The sequence below is a fragment of the Mucilaginibacter sp. McL0603 genome (genome assembly GCF_049992945.1).
Lineage (GTDB): Bacteria > Bacteroidota > Bacteroidia > Sphingobacteriales > Sphingobacteriaceae > Mucilaginibacter.
Genome location: NZ_CP188251.1, coordinates 1861827 through 1885714, shown reverse-complemented (window position 1 = coordinate 1885714; position 23888 = coordinate 1861827). Strand labels below are relative to the sequence as shown.

The following is a 23888-nucleotide window of genomic DNA, read 5'->3' as shown; positions in this document are numbered from 1 at the left end:
TTAAAAAATATATTTAAACAGGAGCTACTAAGACTTACTTTTAAATTAAAATAACGAGTTATTAATCAGCAAGATAGGCAATATCACCCTAATCGTATTATTTCATAGCGGCAAGTAGTGAGGTTGGGTCGTAAAATTCTACCTGGGTGGCAATCTTCCCGGCCTTGTTAAACACATGAAATACAACCATCTCCACCTTGGCTACCTTTTTGGTCTTTTTATTTACCAATGTGAATAGCCAAAATGATTGTACACTAAAAGTCCCATCGGTATGTTCAAGGCCTTCGGGCGGTACTATTGGGCGCATTTTTATCTGTTCCCAATTCTCAAAAACCTGGCGCCATCCAGCCTTGGCCCCGGGTAAGCGTTTAGCCGGTGGTACAGACCATTGAGCCACCTTTGTGGTATCAACGGCATAGCGGGTCATGCCGTAAACCTGGGCAGTATCCGCATACAATTTTTCCATGCCTGCAGCATCACCTTTTTCATAAAGCACAGCCAATTGTTTTACCACCTCGATATAAGGATGCTGACTATAAACGGTACCACTCTTTACCTTACCTTGGGCAAAAGCCTGTAACGAACAAGCAATAAGCATGATTAACAAAAACTTTTTCATGATGCAGAGGGATTGGGGATATAAAGATACCTTATAGTTTGCAGTTTTGAGTTTGCAGTAGGCGGTTATTCTTTTATTTCGTAATTTGATTAGCCATTTTCTAATGACTAATGACTAATGACTAATGACTAATGACTAATGACTAATGACTAATGACTAATGACTACCCCACCGGTAATTTAACAATAAACTCCGAGCCCTCCCCCTCTTTGCTTAAGATATCCAAAGTACCGCTATGGCCTTTTACCAAGATGTCATAACTTAAACTCAACCCCAATCCCGTACCCTCGCCTGTTGGTTTGGTGGTGAAGAAGGGTTGCAGTATCTTTTCTTTGATCGCATCCGGTATGCCCACGCCATTATCTTTTACTTTGATGATGACTTGTCCATTAGCAGATGTTGTAGTTACGGTAACTCCAGGTTTATAATCTGCCCCCGATGTTTTGACTTTTTGCTTCACGGCATAAAATGCATTATTGAACAGATTGAGCAGCACCCGGCCCATGTCCTGCTGCACGACGTTTACTTTGGGTAGATTTTCATCAAAATGGGTGGTCAATTCTGCATTGAATGATTTGTCCTTTGCACGCAGTCCATGATAGGAAAGCCTGAAAAATTCATCGGCCAGGGTATTGATATTGGTGGGCTGTCGTTCGCCTGTACTGGTACGCGAGTGCTGCAGCATACCCTTCACAATAAAGTCGGCACGCTTGCCATGGTGATTGATCTTTCGCTCATTTTCTCTGATATCTGCTGCAATGGCTTTGGCTTCTGCTATATCACCTTTGTTTAATTCTTCCTCCAATTCGCCAAGCATTTCTTCGTTCACATCTGAAAAATTATTGACAAAGTTGAGCGGGTTCTGTATCTCGTGGGCTATACCTGCGGTAAGCTCACCCAGAGAGGCCATTTTCTCGGACTGGATGAGTTGGGTTTGGGCGGATTTCAGATCGCCAAATGCTTTTTCAAGGTGATCACGCTGGGCCTCTATTTCCTCTTTTTGTTGCAGAACTTCCTCGGTGCGTACATGTACCTTGTGCTCCAGGATGCGTTTTTCTTTTATCAGGCTCAGCGAACGGTAGTGTATAAAACCCCAAACACTGCCAATAAATAATAATGCGAATAAGACATAAGCCCACCATTTTTGCCACCAGGGCGGTGAAATTATAATGTCAATATGTTTTTCGGCGACCAAGCCATCAACATTTATACTTTTTACTTTAAAGATGTAATTGCCCGGGGGTATATCATAATAATTTGCTATTTCCTCCGATCCTGCCTTACGCCATTTGCTATCGTAATTTTGCAGCATATAAAAAACGCGTTTATCGCCCTCTTCACTAACATAATCAATACTGGTAAACCCAAAAGAGAAAGTAGACTGGTTATAGTTTAAATTAATTTCTTTGGTATTAAAAACAGGTTTAGTCAATATTCCCCCTGCAGTTGGGGCTACCGGCACATCAGCCAATAAAAACCGGTTTATATTGGTATTCGGAGCAGGCGCCCGATGCAACAATTCACCAGGCTGAAAAGCAAAATAACCTGATGTATCTCCAAATAATATTTCACCATTAGGTCTTACGTACCCGCTCGTCAAGGCGTCTGCGTTTACACCCTGGCTTTTCCCGTAAATACTTGTTTCTTTATTTTGCAAATTCAGTTTTATGAGGCCTGAATTAGTAGCTAACCAGAGGTTTTTTTCGTGATCTTCTGTAAACCAACTGACAGCCAGCCCCTCCAGGCTGAAAATTGAAAAATTGTCGATATTTTCATTGTACTTGTAAAGGCCGTTATTTGTCGCTGCCCACAAATTACCACGACTATCATTTAATAAGGTTACGTTCAGATTGGCGAGGTACCTTTTAAAATGCCCGGTTTTTTCATCCAGCTTATTGATTCCTTTGTATGTGGCAACCCATACTGCACTGTTATTATCAGACTCAATGTTTATAATAGCGTTACTGCTAATACTTGTGGTGTCTTTTGGATCGTTCCGGAAATGTTTGAAGGTTTTGGTTTTAATATCCATCAGGTCTAAACCAGAAGAGGTGCCGATCCATAATTTGCCGGCTTTGCCTTTCTTCAGGAAATATGTGCTGTCTGAAAGTAAACTGTTTGCATTACCTCCTTGATGATGATAACCCGTAAAAGAATTTCTTACAGGATCAAAAAGATACAAACCATTGAAGCTCGAAAGCCACAGTTTATTATCAATATCTTTTACAATACTAAGAAAGACATCTTTAGTAGAAAGGGGATCCTGCCTTAACGCGGCCTTCTTATCAATATGGAATGTTTCCTGGGTATTATCGCTCGTTTTATGTACCAATCCTTTACTGGTTGTCATCCAAAATCCACCGTTAGCATCGTCTATAAAACCAACAGCTGCTTTACCCATATAATTATAAGGCAGCTTGTTTTGGTATGGGTTGATCTTGTACAACTCTGTCCTATAAAATGTGGCTATCCAAAGTAGTCCATCATTGGTTTTACAGAGAGCCCAAAATTCATTCCTTCCTATTTTTTGCTTACTATTGGAGCCATTGCCATACCATGCCGTTTTTTTGGTTAAAGGGTCGTATACATTGATCCCGCCTACGTATGTTCCTATCCATATTTTCCCCGAAACGTCTTCATTAATAAAAGTGATATGGTCATCAACACCCGCATCCTCCGGTTTTTTTAACGGTGGACGACTAAGTTTCTCGGGGTGTGCAGGATCATACAGATGGCGTTCAAAAGTGCCCTTTCCCCTATCCATAGTATGCAAACCATCTCCTGCGGTGCCCACCCAAAATGTGCCGTGGCTGTCTTCAAAGATTACCAATACCCGGTTATCTGTTAAACTATGAGGATCGTTCGCATCGTGCAGGTACCGGGTAAATTTCCCTGTTTTTCTATCTAGTCTATTAAGTCCGCCCTCGCCCTTAGCTGTTTCTACATTCCAGGGACTTCCCGTACCTACCCATATGGTGCCTTTTTTGTCTTCATAAAGTGCCCGCACATGACTATTGCTCAGGCTCGTTGGATCATTGGCGTGATGAACAAAATGTTTAAAAATCCCTGTTTTAGGATCAAAGTTATCCAGCCCACCGTTTGTTCCAATCCAAATAATTCCCTGATGATCTTCAATAATGCCCCTTACAGTGTCATTTGCTAAACTCCTGGCATTTCCAGATTGATGACGATAATGAGTAAAAGTGTTGGTAGCAGGATCGAACCTGTCTAATCCGGCAGTATAAGTGGCGATCCAGATTATCCCATTCTTGTCTGCATAAACTTTTTCCATCTTACCGGGCGAGATGGAATTTGGGTTTTTTGAGTCGTTCCGGTAGATCGTATACTGGTGCCCATCATATTTATTTAAGCCATTGTCAGTGGCCATCCATAAATAACCCTGTGGGTCTTGAGTGATATCAAGTACAGCTATCCATGGGGCATCTTTTGGGGGGTCAACTATAGTAAAATGAATATCCTGCGTAAAACCGATGTATCGGAACATCATAAAAATGATAATCAACACATATAATTTCAGGCGCGGGCTCATGCGAACGGGAGTTAACTAATTGTAATACAATATAGTGATACTTTATTGATATCATGACATAAGCTTAGATATCCAATCCTTTATTAAAATAGCTATCGGGACCGCCAGAAAGGAAGTGTTATTACAATTCAGATACTTCACCCTCCTGTGTATCAATGTTAATGCTTCCCCATGCCCGTTCACCCGGGTATTAATAACTATTAACTAATCCTCCTCAATGTCATACTCTTTCTTCAGTTCTTTTAAAACCTTATTTGATTCCAGTAGAAGATGCTCATATTCCTGCATTGACCGTACCGACAATATTTTTATAAAAACAATCATATTAAGGTATTTCTTTTTGAACTCCGGTGTCCAGCCCATATAGGAGCCATGCTGTATTTTTCCTGTTGTCATTATATCATACGAATTCTCCATATTGCCATGATCAATAATAAATGGCATCAATTGCTGGGTGATGAACTGCTGGCTGATATCTTCCCGTCGTACTACCTGTTTTACCTGCAGGTCATACTCATTCATCAGCGCCACCATTTTTGGCTTAAATTCCTTTATTGCCCCTGAAGATTTGAGTTGCTCATAATTACCGGACGATGGCTGAAAAGGTAAAACAATACTCGATACGCGACCTTTAAGCATAAGAATAGTATCACTATAAGCACTTTCTGGTTGATGCATCAAAGGTATCACGCTATCAATAGCTGCTATTTTGTGCCGGTTAAAACGCATTGCAGCCTGCAACTGTGCAGTGTCTTTTTTAATATCCCCATAGTATAAATGGGCAAATTCAGCAGCACGTTTGTGCTCCGAGATGTTCTCCCTGATATTCTCGGCTATAAATCCCATCAATACTGCCAGGAATATCATTAAGCCTTCCAGTAAATATTCTTTAAAACCTTTTTTTTCTACTTCGGGGTGGTGGTGTACTTCCATTGTGATTTCGGATGTCGGATTTTCGATTTCGGATTTTTCGTTTTGTATTTATTTCGTAAGGTGCTCAAGAGGGCTCCGCCGTTTATTTGTAATTTGATTAGCTACTTTACCAATGACCAATGACCAGTGACCAGTGACCAGTGACTATGACCAGATAAATATATTAAAATACCTGTTAATCAATGTATTTGCAGCGGGATGCCTGGTAAAATATTTGTTGACACATCTATCAAACCTTATAATTCATTAACTTTAGAGCAAAAATATTGACAAGAAGATGGGCAATACCATGAAAAGGAGCTGATTTTATAACGTAAACACATTATCTTGTTAAATTAGCTTAACTATTAATTTAATAATTATATTGCAATTACACATCACCAATAGCCTGAAAAACAATTAATTAAAGGACATGACGAATAACGGGGTAAACAGAAATTTACAATACTGGTTCGGAATTTCTGTACTTATTTTAGTTATCATTTCGGCATTTTCATACTCTACTATCACCAATTTACTCGAAAGCCGAAAACTGGTTGACCGCAGCAACCTGATCATTTTAAAACTGGAAAAGGCTACGTCGCTGATGAAAGATGCCGAAAGAGGGCAACGTGGCTTTTTATTGACCAAAGACGAGGATTTTTTGCAGCCCTATGAAGGGGCTTATCAAAAAGCAATGGGCCTGGTTAACCAGGTTCAGCAATTAGCGGTTGACAACTTGTACGAGGAGCATTACATACTGGTGGTGAAAAACAGTCTGAAAACTGAACAAATCACCCTTGGAGAGCTTATCAAAAAGAAACGCCAGGGAAAAGTTATTTTAATTGACGACCTGGGTACGGGTAAAGCTGCTATGAGTCAGCTAAAGTCGGCCATAAACAAAATGGAAAAGGATGAAACAGACTTGTTGCATACACGCCTAAACGACTTAAATGAATATGCCGACCTCTCTCCTTTAATGATCCTGATCTCCTCTGCTTTATCGCTTGCCGTCTCATTAGTATTCTTTAAAAGGATTGAAGGGGATATAAAGGAAAAAGAAGACATGCAGTACTTGCTGCAACTGAAGGAACAGGAAACCGCAAGTATAAACGAAGAACTTAGCGCGGCAAATGAAGAACTAACAGGAATAAACGAAGAGTATGCTGCAACCAATGAACAGCTAAGCGATTCGAGGCAAAAATTGCAGGCGCTGAACGAGGAATTGGAAATAAGGGTTAAAAAGCGTACCTGGGAACTGGAGGAAAGTGAGAAGAAATTGCAGAACATAATGGATACTATTCCCCAGATTGCCTGGACAAGTATCCCCGGCGGAGAAGCAAATTTTTATAACCGGCGCTGGTTTGAATATACGGGGCTTAATTACGAACAAACCAACGCTTCGGGTTGGAAAACGGTTGTGCACCCTGATGACCTGGAATATAATCTTGACCAGTACAGAACCATTGCTGAAAACGGTGTTGGCGGCGAGTTTGAGATACGCGAGAGAAACAAAGAAGGCATGTACCGCTGGCACCTGGTGCGTGTGCGGCCTATAAAAGACGAAAATGGCACTGTGCTCCTTTGGGTTGGTACTGCAACCGATATACAGGAAATAAAACAATTGCAACAGCAAAAAGATGATTTTATAAGTATTGCCAGCCACGAACTGAAAACCCCGGTAACTACCCTTAAGGCATCATTACAGGTAATGGAGATGATGAAAAATAATCCTAAGCCCGACAAGTTTGCCGACATGATTGGTAGGGCAAACAAAAGCATGAACCGGGTTACTTCGCTTATTGATGACCTGCTTAATGTCAGTAAATTTAGCCAGGGCCAGTTTATCCTGAATAAGAACGTAATTACGTTGTCAAAAACAGTGAATGATTGCAGCAACCATATGCGGGCCATAGGGCCCTACAACATCCATGTAACGGGTGATATGAAACTGCAGGTAAATGCCGACTCTGAACGTATTGAACAGGTATTGACAAACCTGATCAACAATGCCATTAAGTATGCGCCAAAAAGCGAGGAGATCAAAGTGCATATTGAACGAATAGATCACTATGCTAAAATATCGGTGATTGACCAGGGTCCTGGTATCGCTCCTGAGAAGGTGCCCAATTTATTCGACCGCTATTTCAGGGCTGAAAACTCAGGATACCGTAGTTCGGGGTTGGGCATCGGGCTATACATTTGCTCCGAGATCATCAAAAAACACCAGGGCGAAATTGGCGTAGATACAGAACTGGGCAAAGGCAGTACCTTTTGGTTTACACTTCCGGTTTAGTGGTAAGTGGTTTTTATTCCTTATTTTGATCAGCTAATTTCTTCCGACTTCCGACTTCCGACTTCCGACTTCCGACTTCCGACTTCCGACTTCCGACTTCCGACTTCCGACTTCCGACTTCCGACTTCCGACTTCCGACTTCCGACTTCCGACCTCCAACTTCCGACTTCCCTGACTATTGCAATAATGTTCTATGACTGCCGGTAACCGGCAATTTTTGAGAAGAGCAGTTTGATGAGTTAAAACTTCATTGCTGGGATACATCATCCAGTTCGTCAATGGATATCAGCAGGTCTTCATGAAAAGTATCGCGTTTAAAGCCATCATTGGTGTAATAAACCACGCTTACAAATTCGTCACTTTCAGTGTAACCTCCTTTTCCATCTTCTTCAAGCACATAACCTTCAACCGCCATTTTGGGGCCGTCGGCTATCATCACTACAACATCGCCAAGGTTAAATCTCTTTTCCATAATGGTAAAGGTATTAATCAATGGCTTAAAAATAAATTTTTATTTAACTTTCACGCACAACCAGGAATGGTTAATTTTCTTAAAGTCCCGTAAAAAGTATTTATACGCAAAAAAAATACGTGTTTTAACGCATTGATTTATAACATGTTTATACTGACATTTATATAAAAAAAGCATTATGGCAAAAGCATCAACGGTATCAGCAACAGATCAGGATACATTTTATATGGGCCTGTGTATGGCAGGTGCGGTATCAGCCGGAGCTTACACGGCCGGGGTAATGGATTATTTGCTTGAGGCATTGGCCGAGTGGGAGAAACGCCGGGGCCAGCCGGGTGTGCCAACTCATAAAGTGCAGATACCCGTAATGGGTGGTGCATCAGCCGGGGGGATGACCAGTGTAATGGCTGCCACCTCCCTTAATAACCCTCTGCCGCCGATAGATAAACCGTCTGACGATCTGCTGGCCGAGCACCCCGAAAACAAGCTCTACCATTCGTGGGTCGACCTTACCGGGGTGGATATGTTCTCGCAGATGCTGGATATTTCGGATATAAAAGATGGAAGTGTAATATCGGGGCTTAATTCGACCTTTATCAGTCCGATAGCAACGCGGGTGGTTTCCGCCGATGTGGCTAAATGGCAACCCCTGCCTCCTTTTATCAGACCGGGGCTTAAAATATTTACCACGCTAACCAATCTGCAGGGTTTTCATTACATCGTACCTTTTAATGACCAGGACCCTAAAAACGCCCAAAAATATAACATGAAAGTGCATAACGACTATGCCTGTTTTGAGCTGACTGAGGTTGATATAGCCGGGCCAAACGACGGATGGATGCCGCTTAACCTTAAAACTAATGTAAATACAGATGTAGCAGCCAATGCCGCAATGGCAACCGGCGCTTTCCCGGTGGGTTTACAATCCAGAATACTTACACGCGACTCGCAATATGTAAATGCAAACCCATGGCTTAGCGGCTATTTGCAGCAGTCGCCCCTGCCGCAGGGCAAATACGTAACATTAAATGTTGATGGCGGATTAATCAACAACGAGCCCTTTGAAAAAGTAAGGGATGTGCTGGTAACCGTAACCGGGGAGACTCCGGATCAATACAATAATTTCAGCAAATTCGGTTCTACGGTATTAATGATCGAGCCCTTCCCTACCACCCCGCCTGTGCCAATCAGCATTTCACAGGATCTGTCGAACGTGATCAGCCGCACGCTTGCTTCCATGTTATCGCAGATGCGTGCAAAACCGCTTAATATAAGCAGTGCTATGGATGCGGCCTGTGCAGGTCAGTACCTGATCACCCCATCGCGCATTGTGCCCGGCATGAATGGCGCAGCCGATACCGTACTTGCAGGTGAAATGGCCATGGCCTGCGGTGCGCTCAGCGGTTTCAGTGGATTTATGAATAAAGAGTTCAGGGTACATGATTATTTCCTGGGCAGGTATAATTGTAAAATATTCCTGAGAGATTACTTTACCCTCCCTGCCGAAAATGTTAATGATAACCCGATTTTCAAAAACGGTTATGCCAATGCTGATGTGAGTAAATTCAAATCGACCAAAGATGGCAGCGTCCAGATCATACCTGTATTTGCCGATGCTACGGATTATACCTTCCCGGTATTTAAATTCAGTTCAGGATCAAACTGGCCCGTTGTGCAGGAGAGCGACATTGACAAGTTTAAAGATGGACTAAAGGCACGTATACAGGCCATCCTGCTCAATGTATCAGCCTTTAACTGGTTTACCAAAAGCCTGCTTTGGGTAGGTGCAAAAGTAGTGCTCAACGGCATGCTGGCCGGGAAAATAATTGATACTATAAAAGAAGATTTGCAGGAGTGGCAGTTATTGCCGAAGGATAAGAGTTAAAGAGGGTATTAGTTTGCCAGCGATTTGTTGTTAATGTTTATCAAACATATTTACATAAAAATCGTAAATTTGTGTATGAGCACTTTAAAGGTTGAAATATTAAATCCAAAAGCCGCCAAACTTTTAAAAGATTTGGCTGACATGAATTTAATAGCTATCAATAAATTCCTGAAAACAATTTTTCTAAAGCTCTTGCCCGATTCAGAACAAAGGAGAAAAAGCCATCATTAGCCGACATTACTGCAGAAGTAGAAATTGTGAGAGCCAAAAGGCATGGCCAATAAGAAAATCGTAGTTACGCCATTTTTTCTTCCTTTTTAAAGTAGATAACGGGTGGCAACGTACCAAAAACATATTCTGTAACCTCACAAAGCCAAAGTTCCTGATTGATTTGCTTCCCTTTGTATTCTTTTAGAAGATAAATACCTCCACCACCTGTTTGTCCTGAGTAATCATGTATCAACTTCAATATACTTGATTCATAAAATGGTTGTTCGGAAAGCTGCAGAATTACCTCGTCTGCACCTCCGCCAACGTATTCCAGCATAGTATCTGCACCCTCAACCATTTCTAAATCTGCCTTATTACCTGTCCACTCTGGCAAAACTATGTACCATCTGCCGTCCTCATCCTTATTAAAATTAAATTTTCTTACTTCTTGTATCATACAGCTAAGTTATACTATTTACCTATAAACGCATTCTTGCGCTCGTCTGTCACGCCATAAAATTCTTAATTTGCCCTCGCAATGAAAACCCTTGATAATCTCCTCCTTCTCGGCGATCCGCGCCTGTACCAGGTGTGTGAACCTGTTTATCAAAATGAATTGCCATTGGTAAAAGATTGGGTAGCCGATATGCACAATGTTATGCAGCAAATAAGGGAACGCTACCACTTTGGCCGCGCCATTGCAGCACCGCAACTTGGTATTATGAAAAGGCTGATCTATATGAACGTCGACAAGCCGGTAGTATTCATCAACCCCGAACTAAGCGGTTTAAGCGATGAAAAATTTGAGCTTTGGGACGATTGCATGAGTTTCCCCAACCTGCTGGTGAAGGTAATGCGACATAAGCAGATCACCGTAAATTACCTCGACGAAAACTGGCAACCCCAACAATGGCAAATGACAGATAGCTTGTCGGAACTACTGCAACACGAATATGACCACCTGGAAGGTATTCTATGTACCATGCGGGCGGTGGATGAGAAGGGGTTTAAGTGGCGGAGTAGCTAAGCCAATTCCAACTCTCTTGCCTGCGCGAGATCATAAGCAGATTGTAGCCCAAGCCAGTACTCTGCACTAATGCCTAATACTTTTTCAAGACGTACGGCAAGCCTTGCATTTATATTTCTTTTACCTTTAAATAATTCGCTTAAATGTCCAGGCAATATGCCTATTTGCTTCGCTAGTTCAGCCTTTTTTAGCTTCCTCTCTTCCACTTCTTCTAATAACATTTCACCGGGATGAAAATTTAAAGAAGAGTGTAGTTCGTTTCCATTTTTTCCAAATGCTGCTGTCATAATCTTAATATTATAAAGTTAGAAAAGACTTACGAAGTTTTAAAAACTTCGTAAGTCTAAATAACTCATTTATATATTATTTCAATTTCAAATGCTGCGCTACGGTCATACTAATCAGATCGATCAAAAAATGGACAACTATTATTGCTTTTATGTTGCTGTATTTGAGGTAATAAATACTGAATATGATGCCAATCAGAAAAGCAAATATCAGCTCGTGCAGGCTGTTGTATTTATAATGCATGGCCGAGAACAGCAGCGACGATACAACAATTGCAACCACTGGATTTTTGGTTAGTTGCAGCAGACGGGTAAGCATATATCCTCTGAAGATAAACTCCTCGGTAACCCCGGCTGTAAGGGCTACAAATACCGTAAGCCAATAATGTCCCTTGAGTATCCGGGCGATCATTTTTATTACCGAGAGGTCATCGCGTATGCCAAACAATATTGGAAAAGCCGATACAATTGCCGCTGCAATATATAACAGGTAAAGCACCAACACCGAACCAACGAAAAAACCAATGGTAATTTTATTTTCTTTAACGATTAGCAACGGCTGGCGCTCAAATTTCGACGCATAAAAATACAGGTACAGCGCAGTACCCCAATAGAAAAACCGCGAATAAAGTAGTTTATCATAATAGGCAATATTCACCTTACCCATCCACATACTTAGGCCAACAGGTATAATAAATGCCAATAATATCCCACAGATGAGGATGATATTTTTTGGTTTGTTATTAATATCCAGGCTATCTGCCATTTAGTTTTTCTGCAATTTAAGCAACAGACTTTGAACATACTTCACGTCATTAATCATTTCGAGTCTCGGTGCGCGGGTATATCCAACATCTAATTTGCCAATACCTGGCAGCATGCCCAGTCTGAAATTATTAGGACCGAAAATGATCGTTCCGCTGCCGTCAGGTCTTTCGTTAATAGTAAATTGGGCCGGTAATTGGTCAACGTAAACAGATTCGTAATCAGCCAGCCATATCCCGGACAGGATAATCACCCGTTTATCCGTAATGCAATATAGCATGTTTGCCCTTCGTTTACGTTCATAAAAAAATCGGCCAACCACAAAATGTAAACCTGCTATCATAAACACAAAAAACCAGAAAGTAAAAAACGCCCATTTATCATGATTATACTGTTCAACAAAAAAGAACAGAAAAACGCTAAACCAGGCGAGGCTAAATGGGATATAAAATATATCACTTGATCTGAATACGATTTGTTTAGATGGGTTCCCCGTCCATAGCGGGATTTCATTTTCCATCAACTCGAACCTAAGTTCAGGCTGAATTTTATAAGATGTCATAAAGTTTAAGTTGCAGCGAATATAATAGTTTTTTTCAGACTTACGAAGTTTTGAAAACTTCGTAAGTCTAAGTCATTTCCCTATTTTAGCAGCCTACAAATGGAAGCAGCCTCTGAAATAATATTAACCAAAACACCCCGTCAAATACGGATAGCCAATGCGATATTCTTTTTTGTTTCAGGTTTTGGATACACCACCTGGGCATCGCGCATACCGTCCATACAGCAATCATTGCACCTCAATGAGGCCCAACTGGGTGCGGCACTCTTTGCCATGCCAATCGGCCTGATGGCTACAATGCCTATTACCGGGCGACTGCTCAGTAATTTCAGCAGCAGCCGCATCATGATCGTCGGTGCTATCGCCTTTAACCTGATGCTGGCACTGTTGGGTTTTACCAGTTGGTACTGGCAGTTCATAGCTATCCTATTTTTCTTCGGGTCATCGCGCAACCTGCTTAATCTGAGTATCAATACACAGTCGGTAGGTGTGCAGAAACTTTATGATAAATCCATTATCACCACCTTTCACGGCATTTGGAGTTTTGCCGGGTTCGCTGGTGCGGGCACGGGTTATATTATGGTCTACTTTAACGTGCCACCCACCTGGCACTTGCTTACGGTGAGCATTGGCATGTGTGTGCTGGCCTTTTATGCATGGCCTAATACGTTGCATCAAAAACCTGTTCCGCAGGTGCGCAAACCCATTTTTTCCCTGCCGGATAAGGAACTGCTCAAATTCGCGCTCATCTGTTTCTCATCCATGGCCTGCGAAAATGTAATGTATGATTGGAGCGGCATCTATATGCAAAAAGCAGTACACGTATCTAAAGTAACAGCAAACGCCGCCTTTGTGGTATTTATGATCGCTGTTACCATCGGTCGCTTCGCCGGAGATACACTTGTAAATAAATATGGTATCAAGTTCGTACTGCAATACAGCGGTATACTCATTGTTGCCGGCTTTGCATTAGCCATTGCTTTGCCTTATACCATACCTGCTATCGTGGGTTATGGGTTTATCGGACTTGGGGTATCATGTATGGTGCCGTTGGTGTTTAGTGTAGCGGGCAAATCAAAATCCATGAGCGGCGGTCCGGCTATAGCGGCAGTATCAACCGTTGGCTATTTAGGATTTTTACTGGTACCGCCGATAGTAGGTTTCGTAGCCCAGGCTGCTAATCTGCGGTGGTCGTTTGCTTTGATTGGGTTGCTGGGGTTGGTGATTGTGTGGATGACATCGAAGATTGAGGAAGATTGAGCATTCTCGTTTCGCATCAGGGTTTCTTGGTTCAATTGATGCTCCGTCCCGCTCATAGCCGCGGAGGCCTAGTTACTTTTGTCGCCACAAAAGTAACCAAAAAGGCTGTCAGCAGAAACGCTTCTTTGCAGCACAGAGCCTTTGCCCTGCAAATCAGTCAAAACCGCGGGCTGCAAAATATTGCCCCACTGCGTTCCCACCAGGCCGATGCTTCGGCAACTATTGCTATGCCCTTTCCAACTCACAAGGCCACCATCGTTTTGCCTGATTTCGTCCGAAGCTGTTCTGCTGACGGGGAAAATTTCAAGTTTATTGGTTCCATAAATGAACCCAAAAACGAAAGAGCATTGGGTCGACAGAAAAGCGGGCCGGGCGTATGGCGGGAATGACGGTTTAGCTTTTTCGAGTGATGCGAGGCACGAGCAGCCAGAAAAGCGTTAAGAACCGGCAGGGCGGGCTGAAGCTTTTTTCTGTCTTGATCTTTTGGTTACTTTTCTATCAAGAGAAAAGTAACTAGGCCTCCGCGGCAATGAGCGGGACGAAATATCTTATTTAGCACTACCTACATTCAGCAAAAATAAGGCACAAAAAAAAGTCCCGACTTTCACAAAGCCAGGACTCCAAAATCTATGAGAGATTATCTTTAGTTCCTTCTGAAACCACCTTTGCCACCACCGTTAGTAGTAACCGGACCTCCTTTGTCCTCAGCCACATTTACAGTGATCTTGCGGCCATAGTAGCTCGCACCATTCATACACCTGATCGCTTCTTTGGCTTCATCGTCATTCACCATTTCCACAAATCCAAAACCCCTACTCTCTTTTGTCTCGCGGTCTTTGATTATTCTGAGCGATTTAACCGGCCCAAAATCACCAAATACGGCGGATAATTCTGCCTCGTTTACTTCAAGGGGCAGCCCTGCAATAAATACCTTCATTAATGTTTTAAAATTTATGTAAAGGTACGAAAAATAAGCTGCATTTCTGGGACATGCGACAGAATGGTAACAACTGTAAGTCCTTTTTTACAATGCTATGTTGATTAAATGAGTAGCTAATGGTGGTTGTCGGGGTTTATAAAACGGGGCCAAAATTCTAGTCTTTTTACTCTCGATAAATTTTCTAAAGTAATGATTGCTCTTGTTGTTTTACTCCTGTATCACAGCAAAATAGCATCAATAACCCCGGCTCCGACCATGTCTTTTTCCATACAGTTAATTAACGTAACAAATATGTTGCATTTAAAGAATACTGATAATCTATAATTAATAAAATTATAATTTATTGATTTACAATACATTAAATTTATATTTAATTCTCTTTAACCACTTTAATTACCAGATTTATGAAAAAGAAACAATTATTCCTGACTGGCCTGTTAATGGCCTTTCTTTTGTCGACAGGCAATTATGCCATGGCGCAAAAAGACACTACCATGTGGATAACCCTGCTTGAGTACCGGGTTCATGATGAAAGTGTTTTTCAAAAAAACTATCCTATTGTAAAGGCATTTTGGCTTAAAGCTGATACGGGTATCGAATGGGCCCGTCTTGGCAATACTTCTGAGTCGGGCAGGGTATACAGTTTGGCTTTTTTTAAAGGAGCAGATAATTTTGGCGCCTTTATGGCAAAAAGGGTAAAAACAGGCGATGCTTTTACAGCTAAGGAACCAGCTATCAGCAAAGAAAACATGCAGAATATAAATGGGGCCACAACGCGTTCCATCTGGATAAGGATAGATTCGTTAAGCCATTATGAGGCGAATTATAAAATGGATAATTACGATTTCAGAAAGCTCCAGTTCATAACCGTTTCTCCTGATAAAATTAAAGAGTTTGAAACGGCTGCCAGCAAACAATTGAAAATGGACGTAGCCAACGGCATTTTATATAATTTTATAGTATTTAAGTGTACTGATGGTTATCCAACCAATACTTATATGTTGGTGCTGCCAGATAAATCTATTACCGATTATTACAAAAACCGCGAGGCAAGAAATGCAAAAAGGGACCAGAATAAAAGCGCTTATGCACCATTGCACAAAATACTGGTTGATTGGATCGCTATTAATCGTATTGATCATTTAAACAGGGTGAAATAATTATTTAATGTAAAACGCGGGCGAAAAACTGTCTTTTTTTTACCCCGCGTTTTATTCTGCGAAGCAAATGACCACCTGATAAAAATCACTCTGATCTATAAAATCCTATAATCGTGTCTTATTTCACCTTCAGTTCAAAGCTGCCATCAACAATATAAAATGGCGAATTGGCTTTGGTATCCTTGGCCAGGTAGGTATGGAAAGTGCCTTTTGCAAGGGTAACATCCTGGTTATATTTCTCAATTGAAATGATTCCAAAATCCTGCGGGTGGGTATTTTGGATAAGCGTATACTCCAAATTGGCTTTACTACTTTCGCGTATTAAAAACTGGGCACCAGAAACATAGCTCGACAGTTCATCAATAGGCATACCCGACGAGCTGATACCGAAGCTAACCGTATGCGCCTTATTAATAGCCGATATGCCGTAATATTCGTTGCCATCAATAACTACATTTACAAAGGCGACGGAATCCTGCTGAGCATCAAAAATATAGGTTGAGTCCTGGAGTTTTATAACCAGTGTGCCTTTGCTTGCCAGGTAATTGCCGGGAGTAGATACTAAGTTGAGTTTTTTAACAGTGTCTGCGGATACCTGGATCTCTGCTTTTTTCACACTTTCGTCCTTCTGGCACGAGGTCAGGCCTGCCGAGATAAGTACAGCAAAGCAAAAAATACAGGTACAAAACCTCACCATACGCATGAAGGTATAAGAATACTCTAAAAATACTAAAATAATTACGTTTTACAAGTGCCTATAGTTGCTTAAAATTAAAATTTAACAATAATTAACTTTTGTGTTAAGCTGCTATTGCTCAGCAGCAAAAAATGTGCTTAAAATATCTCCCCAACATTGATAAAAAGCCCTCTCGAGCCTTGTCGCCCAAAGCCATAATCGGCACTGATATTTGTTTTGGATATCTTGTTGAGTTTGATGCGCAGGCCGGGGCCAAATGCCGGTTGGATAGCCTGCAAACCCGTACCAGGTGCGGCAGAAAATGATTGTGCATTGATGAAAAACACGCCGCCCAATAAACCGTTATTGGTGATCCTGTAGCGGTATTCTGTTTCGGCATATACCATTTGCGCACCCCTGAAACGGCCTTGAATATACCCACGACCTGCATTGGTTGATGCATCCCATAAAGTTGAAGGCAGATCAAGATAAGGCGGTTTGCCGCTCAACGTCAGCCAATCGTACGACCATATAGCAATCACATTTTGCGACCATGCCGGGAAACGGATGTATTTGCGCACATCCAGTATCAGCGAGTTCCAGTTTGAGGTGCTTCCCAAAGCTTCCAGGTTTTGGCGGAACTCATAGGATGCATACATTCCTTTGGATGCATTAATAGGCGAGTCCCGGGTATCATATTGCCCGTTAAGTGTTAAGCCGGATGAAGTGGTATGGCTTTGCGGACCGTAAGTTGTATAATCAGAAACAGTGCCATTGCTATTTCCCTCATGCGTAATATCGGCGTGATAATCAATAATATAACCCGCGCCTGCATAAAAATTGCCGGATATCTTTCTTAGAGCGACCTCAGAAAACCGCAGATAATTATAATCCATCGGGTCTTCATTGTGTATGTCCGAACTGCTTCCCAAACCGTACGTGCTTTGCGGATATTTGTAAAGCCTTATCTCACCAACAAAATTGTAGTCGTTGTTTTTTGTCCAGATACTGGATTGTATCGGCAGCGTGATTTGCTTATTTTGCGTGTAAGCGATACTGCTTATTACGGTTGATATCTTTGAGTCTAACGTGGTGCGGAATGCCACATTCCCCGCAAGCAAAATAGCCAGGCGCGATTGTAAAGAATAACCGATAGCCGGCACAACCGAAAATGTCGGCTTTAACCCTACCGAATCAACTTCGTTGGATGGCTTTTTTGTATGGATCAATGTATACAATAATTCGCCAATATCTTCCTGGTTTGCGGTATCAACATCTGCATGATGTATAGTGGGTTCACTTACCAGCGGGATATATTTTTTCCGCTGGGCATTTGCAGGCATAACAATCGTTCCAAACAGGATCAGAAGTAGTACGCTTGTGGTCAAGCGTACTATATTTTGCGCGTGATAATTGATATTGTCCAGGTGTTTATAGATATGGTCGAAAGAACGACAATTAGTTTATGTAATTTGTTAAACAAACGTTAAATGAGTTATTTGAGTATTATTGTTACAAGTTAGCCGGGGGCTGGCTACAGCAATTACATAGTTGGCTTTAACGGGAGAAATAACATAAAGTTCTTATCTTAGGGCTATTAAATACCCGATATATTCCTCTCCGGGTGACCTGAATAATTATAAATCCCAATTAATAACTAATTATATGAAAAGATTGCCTTTACAATTCGTTGTGGTTATTTGTATACTCGTTATAACCGGGCTGGCTTGTCGCGCCCAAACTAATGCTAATATGAACGATAATGTTGACCGCAAATGGTGGAAAGAGGCCGTGGTTTATCAGATATACCCGCGCAGTTTTAAAGATGCAAATGGCGATGGCATTGGCGACCTAAAAGGTATCATATCCGAACTCGATTATATCAAAAGCCTGGGGGTTACTGCGGTTTGGCTAAATCCTATTTATAGTTCGCCCAATGATGATAACGGGTACGATGTGAGCGATTACCGCAATATTATGAAGGACTTTGGCACGATGGCCGATTTTGACGAATTGCTTAAGGGCCTGCACCAGCGTAATATTAAATTGGTGATGGACCTGGTGGTGAACCACAGCAGCGATGAGCACGAGTGGTTTAAGCAAAGCCGCAGCTCGCGCACCAACCCCTACCGCGATTATTACCACTGGTGGAATGCCGACCGCGGCAAACCTGCACCGCGTTACAGTCTTTTTGATGTGAACCATGATGCCTGGCGGTACGATTCATTAACCAATGCCTACTATCTGCATTATTTCTCGAGAAAACAGCCCGATCTGAACTGGGAAAATTCGAAAGTGCGGCAGGAGGTTTTTGATATCATGAAGTTTTGGGCCGATAAAGGGATAGACGGGTTCAGGCTGGATGCTTTTCAGTTTGCGGCGAAGGATACTACCTTCCCGGTTTTCCCGGTCGGGTATGAAAAGGACTTTACGAAGTATTATGCCATGGGTCCTCACCTGCACGATTATTTGAAGGAAATGTACAACGAGGTGCTAAGCAAATATGATGTAATGAGCGTAGCCGAAGGCGCGGGCAACTCCTTTGAGGATGCGCATAACCTGGTTGACGCAGACCGTCACGAACTAAACATGGCCTACGCTTTTGATGCCGTGGACATTGCCAAACTGGAAGGCTACAGCCTTGTGCATTTGAAAGAAATATTCAGCAAATGGGATAATCAATTTGCTGATAAAGGCTGGCTATCCGTATTTCTGGCTAACCACGACCAGGCGCGGCTGGTAAGCAGGTTTGGGAATGATGCTCCGGCTTTCAGGGAGTTGTCTTCCAAAATGCTAACCACCTTTATCATGACCATGCGTGGCACACCCTACTATTACAACGGCGACGAGCTTGGAATGACCAACGCGGGTTTCACCAAAATAGAAGACTACCGCGATGTAGCTGCCCTGAATGAATACAAACACCAGGAAAACACAGGCGGCGATATGCAGGCTTTTATGAAGCGCCTTGCATTTGAATCCCGGGATAACTCGCGCACCCCTTTTCAGTGGGATGGTAGCGACCATGCGGGTTTTACAACCGGCACCCCATGGATAAAAGTGAGCAACAATTACAAAACCATCAACGAGGCCGAGCAGGATAAAGACCCTAATTCTGTTTTAAACTACTTTAGGCAAGTGGTGCGGTTGCGCAAGGATAACCTGGTACTGGTATACGGAAAATATACTTTGCTGGATAAAGACAACCCCAATGTTTATGCCTATACCAGAGAATTGAACGGAAAAAAGATGCTGATCCTCTTAAACTTCAGCCCAAAAAACGCCACCGCAAATGTTGATGTTGATATGAACAACACCCGTGGCCTGCTATCTAATTACAAAGATAAAGGGATCTATAAAGTAAAAGGAGGCGTCAGTTTGAGACCTTATGAGGCGTTGGTGTGTGAGATGTAGAATGGGGTAGATTGAAAGATTAAAAAAATCGTCCCCTAACCTGGTTTAAGTCTTCTGCAGGTCGACTTAACGGTGCAGCCCTCTTGAGTTACCTATAAAAAAACAAATTGCTAACGAAAAAATCTAACCAGGGAAATGGACACCCGATGCTATGAGTAAAGCTATAGCTTTACTTTTAGTTTACATTTGTCAACTAATAGCTTTACTTTTAACTTATAAAAGTAAACTTATAGCTTTACTTATGGGCAAAAAATCATTGCAAATACAGCAACTAAACGATAAAAGATATCTTTCGAATTTGCAAATTAAAACACCTCACCCACCGTCAAAAACAATCCACGTGAGCCCTGGTTGCCGAAGCCGTAGTCGATATCGAGGTTGGTATTGGATACCTTGCTTAATTTTATCCGTAACCCTGGACCAAAACCGGGCTGTATCGACTCTAATTTAGAGCCGGGTTCTGCTGAGAATGATTGACCGTTCAAAAATGCAACGCCACCAATAAATCCGTTCCGGGTGATCTTAAACCGGTATTCTGCTTCGGCGTATACCATTTGGGCCCCGCGGAAACGGCTTTGAATATAGCCCCTGCCGGTGGTAGAGTAGGTATCCCATGAGGTACTTGGCAGATCAAGGTACGGCGGGTGCCCATCCAGCGTTAACCATTCGTAAAACCAGAACGCGATCACATTATCAGATGCTCCCGGAAAGCGGTAGTATTTTCTCAGGTCGATCACGATGGATTGCCAGTTATTTGTACTGCCTAAAAACTTTTTATAATCATAATATTGAATTGCAGCATAAAACCCTTTTGATGAATTTACAGAATTATCGCGGCTATCAAAAAGGGCATTCAGGCTTATGCCGGATGATGTGGTGTGCGAAGCTGCGCCGTAGGCCTCAAAATCAGATGGTGCCCCATTCAACGGCCCTTCATGGGTAATGTTCCAGTGTTGCTGTAATTTGTAACCCCCACCAAGGTAAAAGTTCCCTACGACCTTTCTTAATACTACCTCGGATATACGAAGCAGATTATACTTCATAGGGTCTTCATCATTTATATTTGAATTACTGCCCAAACCGTAGGTGCTTTGCGGATATATGTAAAACCGGCTGTCACCCATAAATACATATTTATTGTCTTTTGTCCAGATAGTAGACACAATAGGCAAGGTAAATTGCTTACGTTGCGTAAAACCCATGCTGGTAGTTATGGCAGATACTTTTGAAGTAGGAGTAGTCCGGAAAACTATATTCCCTGTAATTGTAGCCGCAAACTTTGTTTGCAGTGAATACCCCACCGCCGGTATAAACGAAATAATAGGCTTGGGGCCAATTGTATCTGTTTTAGCGGGTTTATAGTTTTTGGTGAAAATAGCGCCTATCAGGTCATTAAAATCTTTTTCGGCTGCAGTGTCTGTAGTCACTTTAGCCAGCGTATCCTTTTTGGGGTATCGGGTTATCGGGATTAGCTGTTTTTCTTGTGCATAAAGGCCTTCGCTAAAAGCTATTAATAAAAAAAACATAACGCTTATAGCGAAAACACGCTTCATAATAAGATTCCGGGAATATTATAATATGGCCTTACAATAAGACCATCGGCGCAATATTAAAGTTTTATATTAAGTAAAAAAAACTGCTGCACCTTAAAACAATTCTTTTACTTGTAAGCAACATTGGGGTAATATAGCTATCTGCATAGCTAAGGGAAAATTGTCCATGCCCTTGCTCCTATCATCCATTCTTTAGGGTGGCAAAACGCTGCAACTTTGATCTGTCAAAACAAAAGACAAAATTTAAAAAATAGAGATCATGAAAACTTTCGCAGTACCAACAAGAGAACAAGTATCAGAAACCAACAAAGCAATTTTCGATAACCTTAAAAAAGCAATTGGCATGGTGCCAAACCTGTATGCAACCATGGCATATTCAGAAAACGGCTTAGCCAATTATGTAGGTTTGCAAAGCGGTAAAACCTCTTTACGCGCTAAAGAAAAAGAAGCGGTTAACCTAATAGTAAGCCAGGTAAACGGCTGTACCTATTGCCAGAGCGCCCACACCGTTATTGGCAAAATGAATGGCCTTACTGATGATCAGATCATTGGGATCCGCAAAGGCGGTGCTTCATTCGATGCCAAACTGGATGCTTTGGTAAAACTTGCAAAAAACATTACCGAAAACCGGGGTAAAGCCGACAGTGCTTTGGTAGATAACTTTTTCGCCGCAGGCTATAATGAAGGCAACCTGGTAGATGTAATTATTCTTATTGGCGATAAAACCATTATGAACTATCTGCACAATCTGACTGATATCCCGGTTGATTTTCCTTTGGCACCGGTGATTTAATATTTAGCCTCACCTAAATCCTCTCCAAAGGAGAGGACTTAAAAAAAGAAAAAGCCCCTCTCCTTTGGAGAGGGGTTGGGGTGAGGCTTACGGGGTTATTAATTTGACATCAAACCAACCCAACTAAGCAAAGCATTGATCTATCTTTGATTCACTCATCACCCCAAAAAATAATAGCCATGGAAAAAAGATTTCCGATCCCCCCGTTTAACATGGAAACTGCTTTGCAGAAAGTACAGGCAGCCGAAGACGCGTGGAATACCCGCGATGCAGAACGTGTGGCCTTAGCCTATACAATAGATACCGAATGGCGCAACCGCACCGAGTTTATCAACGGGCGCGAAGAAGTTATAGCCTTCCTGAAACGCAAATGGGCAAAAGAACTGGATTATAAACTAAAGAAAGAACTTTGGGGCTTCAAAGACAACCGCATGGCTGTAAGGTTTGAGTATGAGTGGCACGATGACTCTGGCAACTGGTACCGCAGTTATGGCAACGAGTTGTGGGAGTTTGATGAAGACGGCTACATGCAGAAACGCTTTGCCAGCATAAACGATCTACCGATAAAAGAAGCTGACAGGAAGCTCAAATAAGCCATGCAAACACAAAAACCGCTCACACTGGTCGACCCCAAAAATGGCAACCTGGCATTTAAGATTTTCTCTTATAACGACAATTGTCCGTTCGACCATGTGCAGCGCAATAATTATTACAGTATCATCATTAATCTGACCGGCAGCGGAAAACTAAAGTCGGACTTTTCATCTTACGACTTTTCCTCGCCAACTATGATGGGTTTTTCACCTTATCAGCCATATATGGTTAGCGAGAGTGAGAATATGAGCGGGATCGTGCTCAACTTTCACCCCGATTTCTTCTGTATACACCTGCACCAGAAAGAGGTGGCCTGCAATGGCGTTTTATTCAACAATATTTATCAGCCGCCTTTTATTAAGCTGGCAGACAAGGATGTAGCTGGGTTTTTAAATATTGTAGAGCAGATGCAGGTCGAAATGCAGAACCCTGCGCTGGCCCAGTATGAGCTTTTGGTATCCTATCTCAAAATATTCCTGATTAACGGGTCGCGCCTGCGTATAGAACAAAGTCCATTGGTTCCGGTAGACATTTCAGGCCTGAAAGAACCTTTTGTATTACAAAATCTAAAGGATGCGATAGAAGAAAACTTTAAAACCAAGCACTCCCCTGCCGACTATGCCGATCTGCTCAATATATCGCCGAAGGCATTAGCTAAGATCACCCGCAACCATTTCAACAAAACGCTGACCAACATGATAGCCGAGCGAATTGTAATAGAAGCCAAACGCGAATTATATCTCACCTCAAAACCTGTAAAATCCATCGCTTACGAACTGGGCTTTAATGACGAGTTCTATTTCAGCCGTTTTTTTAAAAATAATGCTGATGTATCGCCGCAGTTATATCGGGAGACAGTGGGATTTGCAAAAGCGGAGGTTTGAGCGATCGATTGTTAATACGGATTTTCAAT

General features: G+C 42.1%; 23 protein-coding genes. 11 read left to right on the top strand and 12 right to left on the bottom strand.

The window, feature by feature from the left end:
• Positions 1–97: 97 nt before the first annotated feature.
• The 3 genes from ACPPVU_RS08715 to ACPPVU_RS08705 all read right to left on the bottom strand — a co-directional run bounded on the left by ACPPVU_RS08715 (position 98) and on the right by ACPPVU_RS08705 (position 5102).
• Complete coding sequence (locus tag ACPPVU_RS08715) at positions 98–619, bottom strand: nuclear transport factor 2 family protein (RefSeq protein WP_426671304.1); 522 nt, start codon at positions 617–619, stop codon at positions 98–100.
• 163 nt (positions 620–782) lie between these two features.
• The gene (locus ACPPVU_RS08710; RefSeq protein ID WP_426671303.1) at positions 783–4169 is read right to left on the bottom strand and encodes a two-component regulator propeller domain-containing protein; all 3387 of its coding nucleotides are present in this window, start codon (positions 4167–4169) and stop codon (positions 783–785) included.
• 204 nt (positions 4170–4373) lie between these two features.
• Positions 4374–5102: a hypothetical protein gene (locus ACPPVU_RS08705; RefSeq protein WP_426671302.1), complete on the bottom strand. Its 729-nt coding sequence runs from the start codon at positions 5100–5102 to the stop codon at positions 4374–4376.
• Positions 5103–5514: 412 nt separating this feature from the next.
• Between ACPPVU_RS08705 and ACPPVU_RS08700 the strand changes: the two genes are divergently transcribed.
• On the top strand, positions 5515–7377 hold the full coding sequence (locus ACPPVU_RS08700) for an ATP-binding protein (protein WP_426671301.1): 1863 nt from the start codon (positions 5515–5517) through the stop codon (positions 7375–7377).
• 247 nt (positions 7378–7624) lie between these two features.
• Here ACPPVU_RS08700 and ACPPVU_RS08695 read toward each other — a convergent pair whose 3' ends face one another.
• Positions 7625–7849, bottom strand: coding sequence for a hypothetical protein (locus ACPPVU_RS08695; protein WP_426671300.1), 225 nt, complete (start codon positions 7847–7849; stop codon positions 7625–7627).
• Positions 7850–8027: 178 nt separating this feature from the next.
• Here ACPPVU_RS08695 and ACPPVU_RS08690 point away from each other — a divergent pair, with 178 nt between their 5' ends.
• Entirely contained in the window at positions 8028–9734 is a 1707-nt protein-coding gene (locus ACPPVU_RS08690; protein ID WP_426671299.1) for a patatin-like phospholipase family protein, read from the top strand.
• Positions 9735–9809: 75 nt separating this feature from the next.
• On the top strand, positions 9810–9965 hold the full coding sequence (locus tag ACPPVU_RS08685) for a hypothetical protein (protein ID WP_426671298.1): 156 nt from the start codon (positions 9810–9812) through the stop codon (positions 9963–9965).
• 64 nt (positions 9966–10029) lie between these two features.
• On the opposite strand, the gene ACPPVU_RS08680 is transcribed toward ACPPVU_RS08685, so the two are convergent.
• On the bottom strand, positions 10030–10401 hold the full coding sequence (locus ACPPVU_RS08680; RefSeq protein WP_426671297.1) for a DUF6717 family protein: 372 nt from the start codon (positions 10399–10401) through the stop codon (positions 10030–10032).
• An 81-nt stretch (positions 10402–10482) separates the two neighbouring features.
• On the opposite strand from ACPPVU_RS08680, the gene ACPPVU_RS08675 reads away from it, so the two are divergent.
• Positions 10483–10971: a peptide deformylase gene (locus ACPPVU_RS08675; RefSeq protein ID WP_426671296.1), complete on the top strand. Its 489-nt coding sequence runs from the start codon at positions 10483–10485 to the stop codon at positions 10969–10971.
• Here ACPPVU_RS08675 and ACPPVU_RS08670 read toward each other — a convergent pair.
• From ACPPVU_RS08670 to ACPPVU_RS08660, 3 genes are all read right to left on the bottom strand, one after another.
• Positions 10968–11258, bottom strand: a complete 291-nt coding sequence (locus ACPPVU_RS08670) for a HigA family addiction module antitoxin (protein WP_426671295.1) — start codon at positions 11256–11258, stop codon at positions 10968–10970. The genes ACPPVU_RS08675 and ACPPVU_RS08670 overlap by 4 nt on opposite strands.
• 76 nt (positions 11259–11334) lie before the next feature.
• Positions 11335–12024, bottom strand: coding sequence for a CPBP family intramembrane glutamic endopeptidase (locus ACPPVU_RS08665; protein ID WP_426671294.1), 690 nt, complete (start codon positions 12022–12024; stop codon positions 11335–11337).
• Entirely contained in the window at positions 12025–12585 is a 561-nt protein-coding gene (locus ACPPVU_RS08660; RefSeq protein WP_426671293.1) for a hypothetical protein, read from the bottom strand.
• A 99-nt stretch (positions 12586–12684) separates the two neighbouring features.
• Here ACPPVU_RS08660 and ACPPVU_RS08655 point away from each other — a divergent pair, with 99 nt between their 5' ends.
• Together ACPPVU_RS08655 and ACPPVU_RS08650 are read left to right on the top strand one after the other, a co-directional pair.
• Entirely contained in the window at positions 12685–13845 is a 1161-nt protein-coding gene (locus ACPPVU_RS08655; RefSeq protein WP_426671292.1) for an MFS transporter, read from the top strand.
• Positions 13846–13883: 38 nt separating this feature from the next.
• Positions 13884–14234 carry a hypothetical protein gene (locus ACPPVU_RS08650; protein WP_426671291.1) on the top strand — a complete coding sequence of 117 codons (351 nt, stop codon included), beginning with the start codon at positions 13884–13886 and terminating at the stop codon, positions 14232–14234.
• A 254-nt stretch (positions 14235–14488) separates the two neighbouring features.
• Here the strand turns inward: ACPPVU_RS08650 and ACPPVU_RS08645 are convergent, their stop codons facing one another.
• Positions 14489–14782 (bottom strand): RNA recognition motif domain-containing protein, encoded by a 294-nt coding sequence (locus ACPPVU_RS08645; RefSeq protein WP_426671290.1) that lies wholly within the window; start codon positions 14780–14782, stop codon positions 14489–14491.
• Positions 14783–15189: 407 nt separating this feature from the next.
• On the opposite strand from ACPPVU_RS08645, the gene ACPPVU_RS08640 reads away from it, so the two are divergent.
• Entirely contained in the window at positions 15190–15945 is a 756-nt protein-coding gene (locus tag ACPPVU_RS08640) for a hypothetical protein (protein WP_426671289.1), read from the top strand.
• Positions 15946–16063: 118 nt separating this feature from the next.
• Here ACPPVU_RS08640 and ACPPVU_RS08635 read toward each other — a convergent pair whose 3' ends face one another.
• Together ACPPVU_RS08635 and ACPPVU_RS08630 are read right to left on the bottom strand one after the other, a co-directional pair.
• Positions 16064–16642 carry a hypothetical protein gene (locus ACPPVU_RS08635; RefSeq protein WP_426671288.1) on the bottom strand — a complete coding sequence of 193 codons (579 nt, stop codon included), beginning with the start codon at positions 16640–16642 and terminating at the stop codon, positions 16064–16066.
• A 137-nt stretch (positions 16643–16779) separates the two neighbouring features.
• Positions 16780–18009: a hypothetical protein gene (locus ACPPVU_RS08630; RefSeq protein ID WP_426671287.1), complete on the bottom strand. Its 1230-nt coding sequence runs from the start codon at positions 18007–18009 to the stop codon at positions 16780–16782.
• Between the two features lie 277 nt (positions 18010–18286).
• Here ACPPVU_RS08630 and ACPPVU_RS08625 point away from each other — a divergent pair, with 277 nt between their 5' ends.
• Entirely contained in the window at positions 18287–20035 is a 1749-nt protein-coding gene (locus ACPPVU_RS08625) for a glycoside hydrolase family 13 protein (protein ID WP_426671286.1), read from the top strand.
• A 305-nt stretch (positions 20036–20340) separates the two neighbouring features.
• Here the strand turns inward: ACPPVU_RS08625 and ACPPVU_RS08620 are convergent, their stop codons facing one another.
• Entirely contained in the window at positions 20341–21588 is a 1248-nt protein-coding gene (locus ACPPVU_RS08620) for a hypothetical protein (protein WP_426671285.1), read from the bottom strand.
• A 259-nt stretch (positions 21589–21847) separates the two neighbouring features.
• Here ACPPVU_RS08620 and ACPPVU_RS08615 point away from each other — a divergent pair, with 259 nt between their 5' ends.
• The 3 genes from ACPPVU_RS08615 to ACPPVU_RS08605 all read left to right on the top strand — a co-directional run bounded on the left by ACPPVU_RS08615 (position 21848) and on the right by ACPPVU_RS08605 (position 23859).
• Entirely contained in the window at positions 21848–22381 is a 534-nt protein-coding gene (locus ACPPVU_RS08615; protein ID WP_426671284.1) for a carboxymuconolactone decarboxylase family protein, read from the top strand.
• Positions 22382–22560: 179 nt separating this feature from the next.
• On the top strand, positions 22561–22974 hold the full coding sequence (locus ACPPVU_RS08610; RefSeq protein WP_426671283.1) for a DUF1348 family protein: 414 nt from the start codon (positions 22561–22563) through the stop codon (positions 22972–22974).
• Between the two features lie 3 nt (positions 22975–22977).
• Complete coding sequence (locus ACPPVU_RS08605; protein ID WP_426671282.1) at positions 22978–23859, top strand: helix-turn-helix domain-containing protein; 882 nt, start codon at positions 22978–22980, stop codon at positions 23857–23859.
• The last annotated feature ends 29 nt before the right edge of the window (positions 23860–23888 follow it).

What these genes read in the sequence shown, in the direction of transcription:
- ACPPVU_RS08635 (WP_426671288.1), bottom strand. Translation starts at nt 16,642, where the DNA reads ATGGTGAGGTTTTGTACCTGTATTTTTTGCTTTGCTGTACTTATCTCG.
- ACPPVU_RS08685 (WP_426671298.1), top strand. Translation starts at nt 9,810, where the DNA reads ATGAGCACTTTAAAGGTTGAAATATTAAATCCAAAAGCCGCCAAACTT.
- ACPPVU_RS08710 (WP_426671303.1), bottom strand. Translation starts at nt 4,169, where the DNA reads ATGAGCCCGCGCCTGAAATTATATGTGTTGATTATCATTTTTATGATG.
- ACPPVU_RS08660 (WP_426671293.1), bottom strand. Translation starts at nt 12,585, where the DNA reads ATGACATCTTATAAAATTCAGCCTGAACTTAGGTTCGAGTTGATGGAA.
- ACPPVU_RS08645 (WP_426671290.1), bottom strand. Translation starts at nt 14,782, where the DNA reads ATGAAGGTATTTATTGCAGGGCTGCCCCTTGAAGTAAACGAGGCAGAA.
- ACPPVU_RS08615 (WP_426671284.1), top strand. Translation starts at nt 21,848, where the DNA reads ATGAAAACTTTCGCAGTACCAACAAGAGAACAAGTATCAGAAACCAAC.
- ACPPVU_RS08650 (WP_426671291.1), top strand. Translation starts at nt 13,884, where the DNA reads ATGCTCCGTCCCGCTCATAGCCGCGGAGGCCTAGTTACTTTTGTCGCC.
- ACPPVU_RS08610 (WP_426671283.1), top strand. Translation starts at nt 22,561, where the DNA reads ATGGAAAAAAGATTTCCGATCCCCCCGTTTAACATGGAAACTGCTTTG.
- ACPPVU_RS08690 (WP_426671299.1), top strand. Translation starts at nt 8,028, where the DNA reads ATGGCAAAAGCATCAACGGTATCAGCAACAGATCAGGATACATTTTAT.
- ACPPVU_RS08625 (WP_426671286.1), top strand. Translation starts at nt 18,287, where the DNA reads ATGAAAAGATTGCCTTTACAATTCGTTGTGGTTATTTGTATACTCGTT.
- ACPPVU_RS08695 (WP_426671300.1), bottom strand. Translation starts at nt 7,849, where the DNA reads ATGGAAAAGAGATTTAACCTTGGCGATGTTGTAGTGATGATAGCCGAC.
- ACPPVU_RS08665 (WP_426671294.1), bottom strand. Translation starts at nt 12,024, where the DNA reads ATGGCAGATAGCCTGGATATTAATAACAAACCAAAAAATATCATCCTC.
- ACPPVU_RS08700 (WP_426671301.1), top strand. Translation starts at nt 5,515, where the DNA reads ATGACGAATAACGGGGTAAACAGAAATTTACAATACTGGTTCGGAATT.
- ACPPVU_RS08675 (WP_426671296.1), top strand. Translation starts at nt 10,483, where the DNA reads ATGAAAACCCTTGATAATCTCCTCCTTCTCGGCGATCCGCGCCTGTAC.
- ACPPVU_RS08680 (WP_426671297.1), bottom strand. Translation starts at nt 10,401, where the DNA reads ATGATACAAGAAGTAAGAAAATTTAATTTTAATAAGGATGAGGACGGC.
- ACPPVU_RS08705 (WP_426671302.1), bottom strand. Translation starts at nt 5,102, where the DNA reads ATGGAAGTACACCACCACCCCGAAGTAGAAAAAAAAGGTTTTAAAGAA.
- ACPPVU_RS08620 (WP_426671285.1), bottom strand. Translation starts at nt 21,588, where the DNA reads ATGAAGCGTGTTTTCGCTATAAGCGTTATGTTTTTTTTATTAATAGCT.
- ACPPVU_RS08715 (WP_426671304.1), bottom strand. Translation starts at nt 619, where the DNA reads ATGAAAAAGTTTTTGTTAATCATGCTTATTGCTTGTTCGTTACAGGCT.
- ACPPVU_RS08640 (WP_426671289.1), top strand. Translation starts at nt 15,190, where the DNA reads ATGAAAAAGAAACAATTATTCCTGACTGGCCTGTTAATGGCCTTTCTT.
- ACPPVU_RS08670 (WP_426671295.1), bottom strand. Translation starts at nt 11,258, where the DNA reads ATGACAGCAGCATTTGGAAAAAATGGAAACGAACTACACTCTTCTTTA.
- ACPPVU_RS08655 (WP_426671292.1), top strand. Translation starts at nt 12,685, where the DNA reads ATGGAAGCAGCCTCTGAAATAATATTAACCAAAACACCCCGTCAAATA.
- ACPPVU_RS08605 (WP_426671282.1), top strand. Translation starts at nt 22,978, where the DNA reads ATGCAAACACAAAAACCGCTCACACTGGTCGACCCCAAAAATGGCAAC.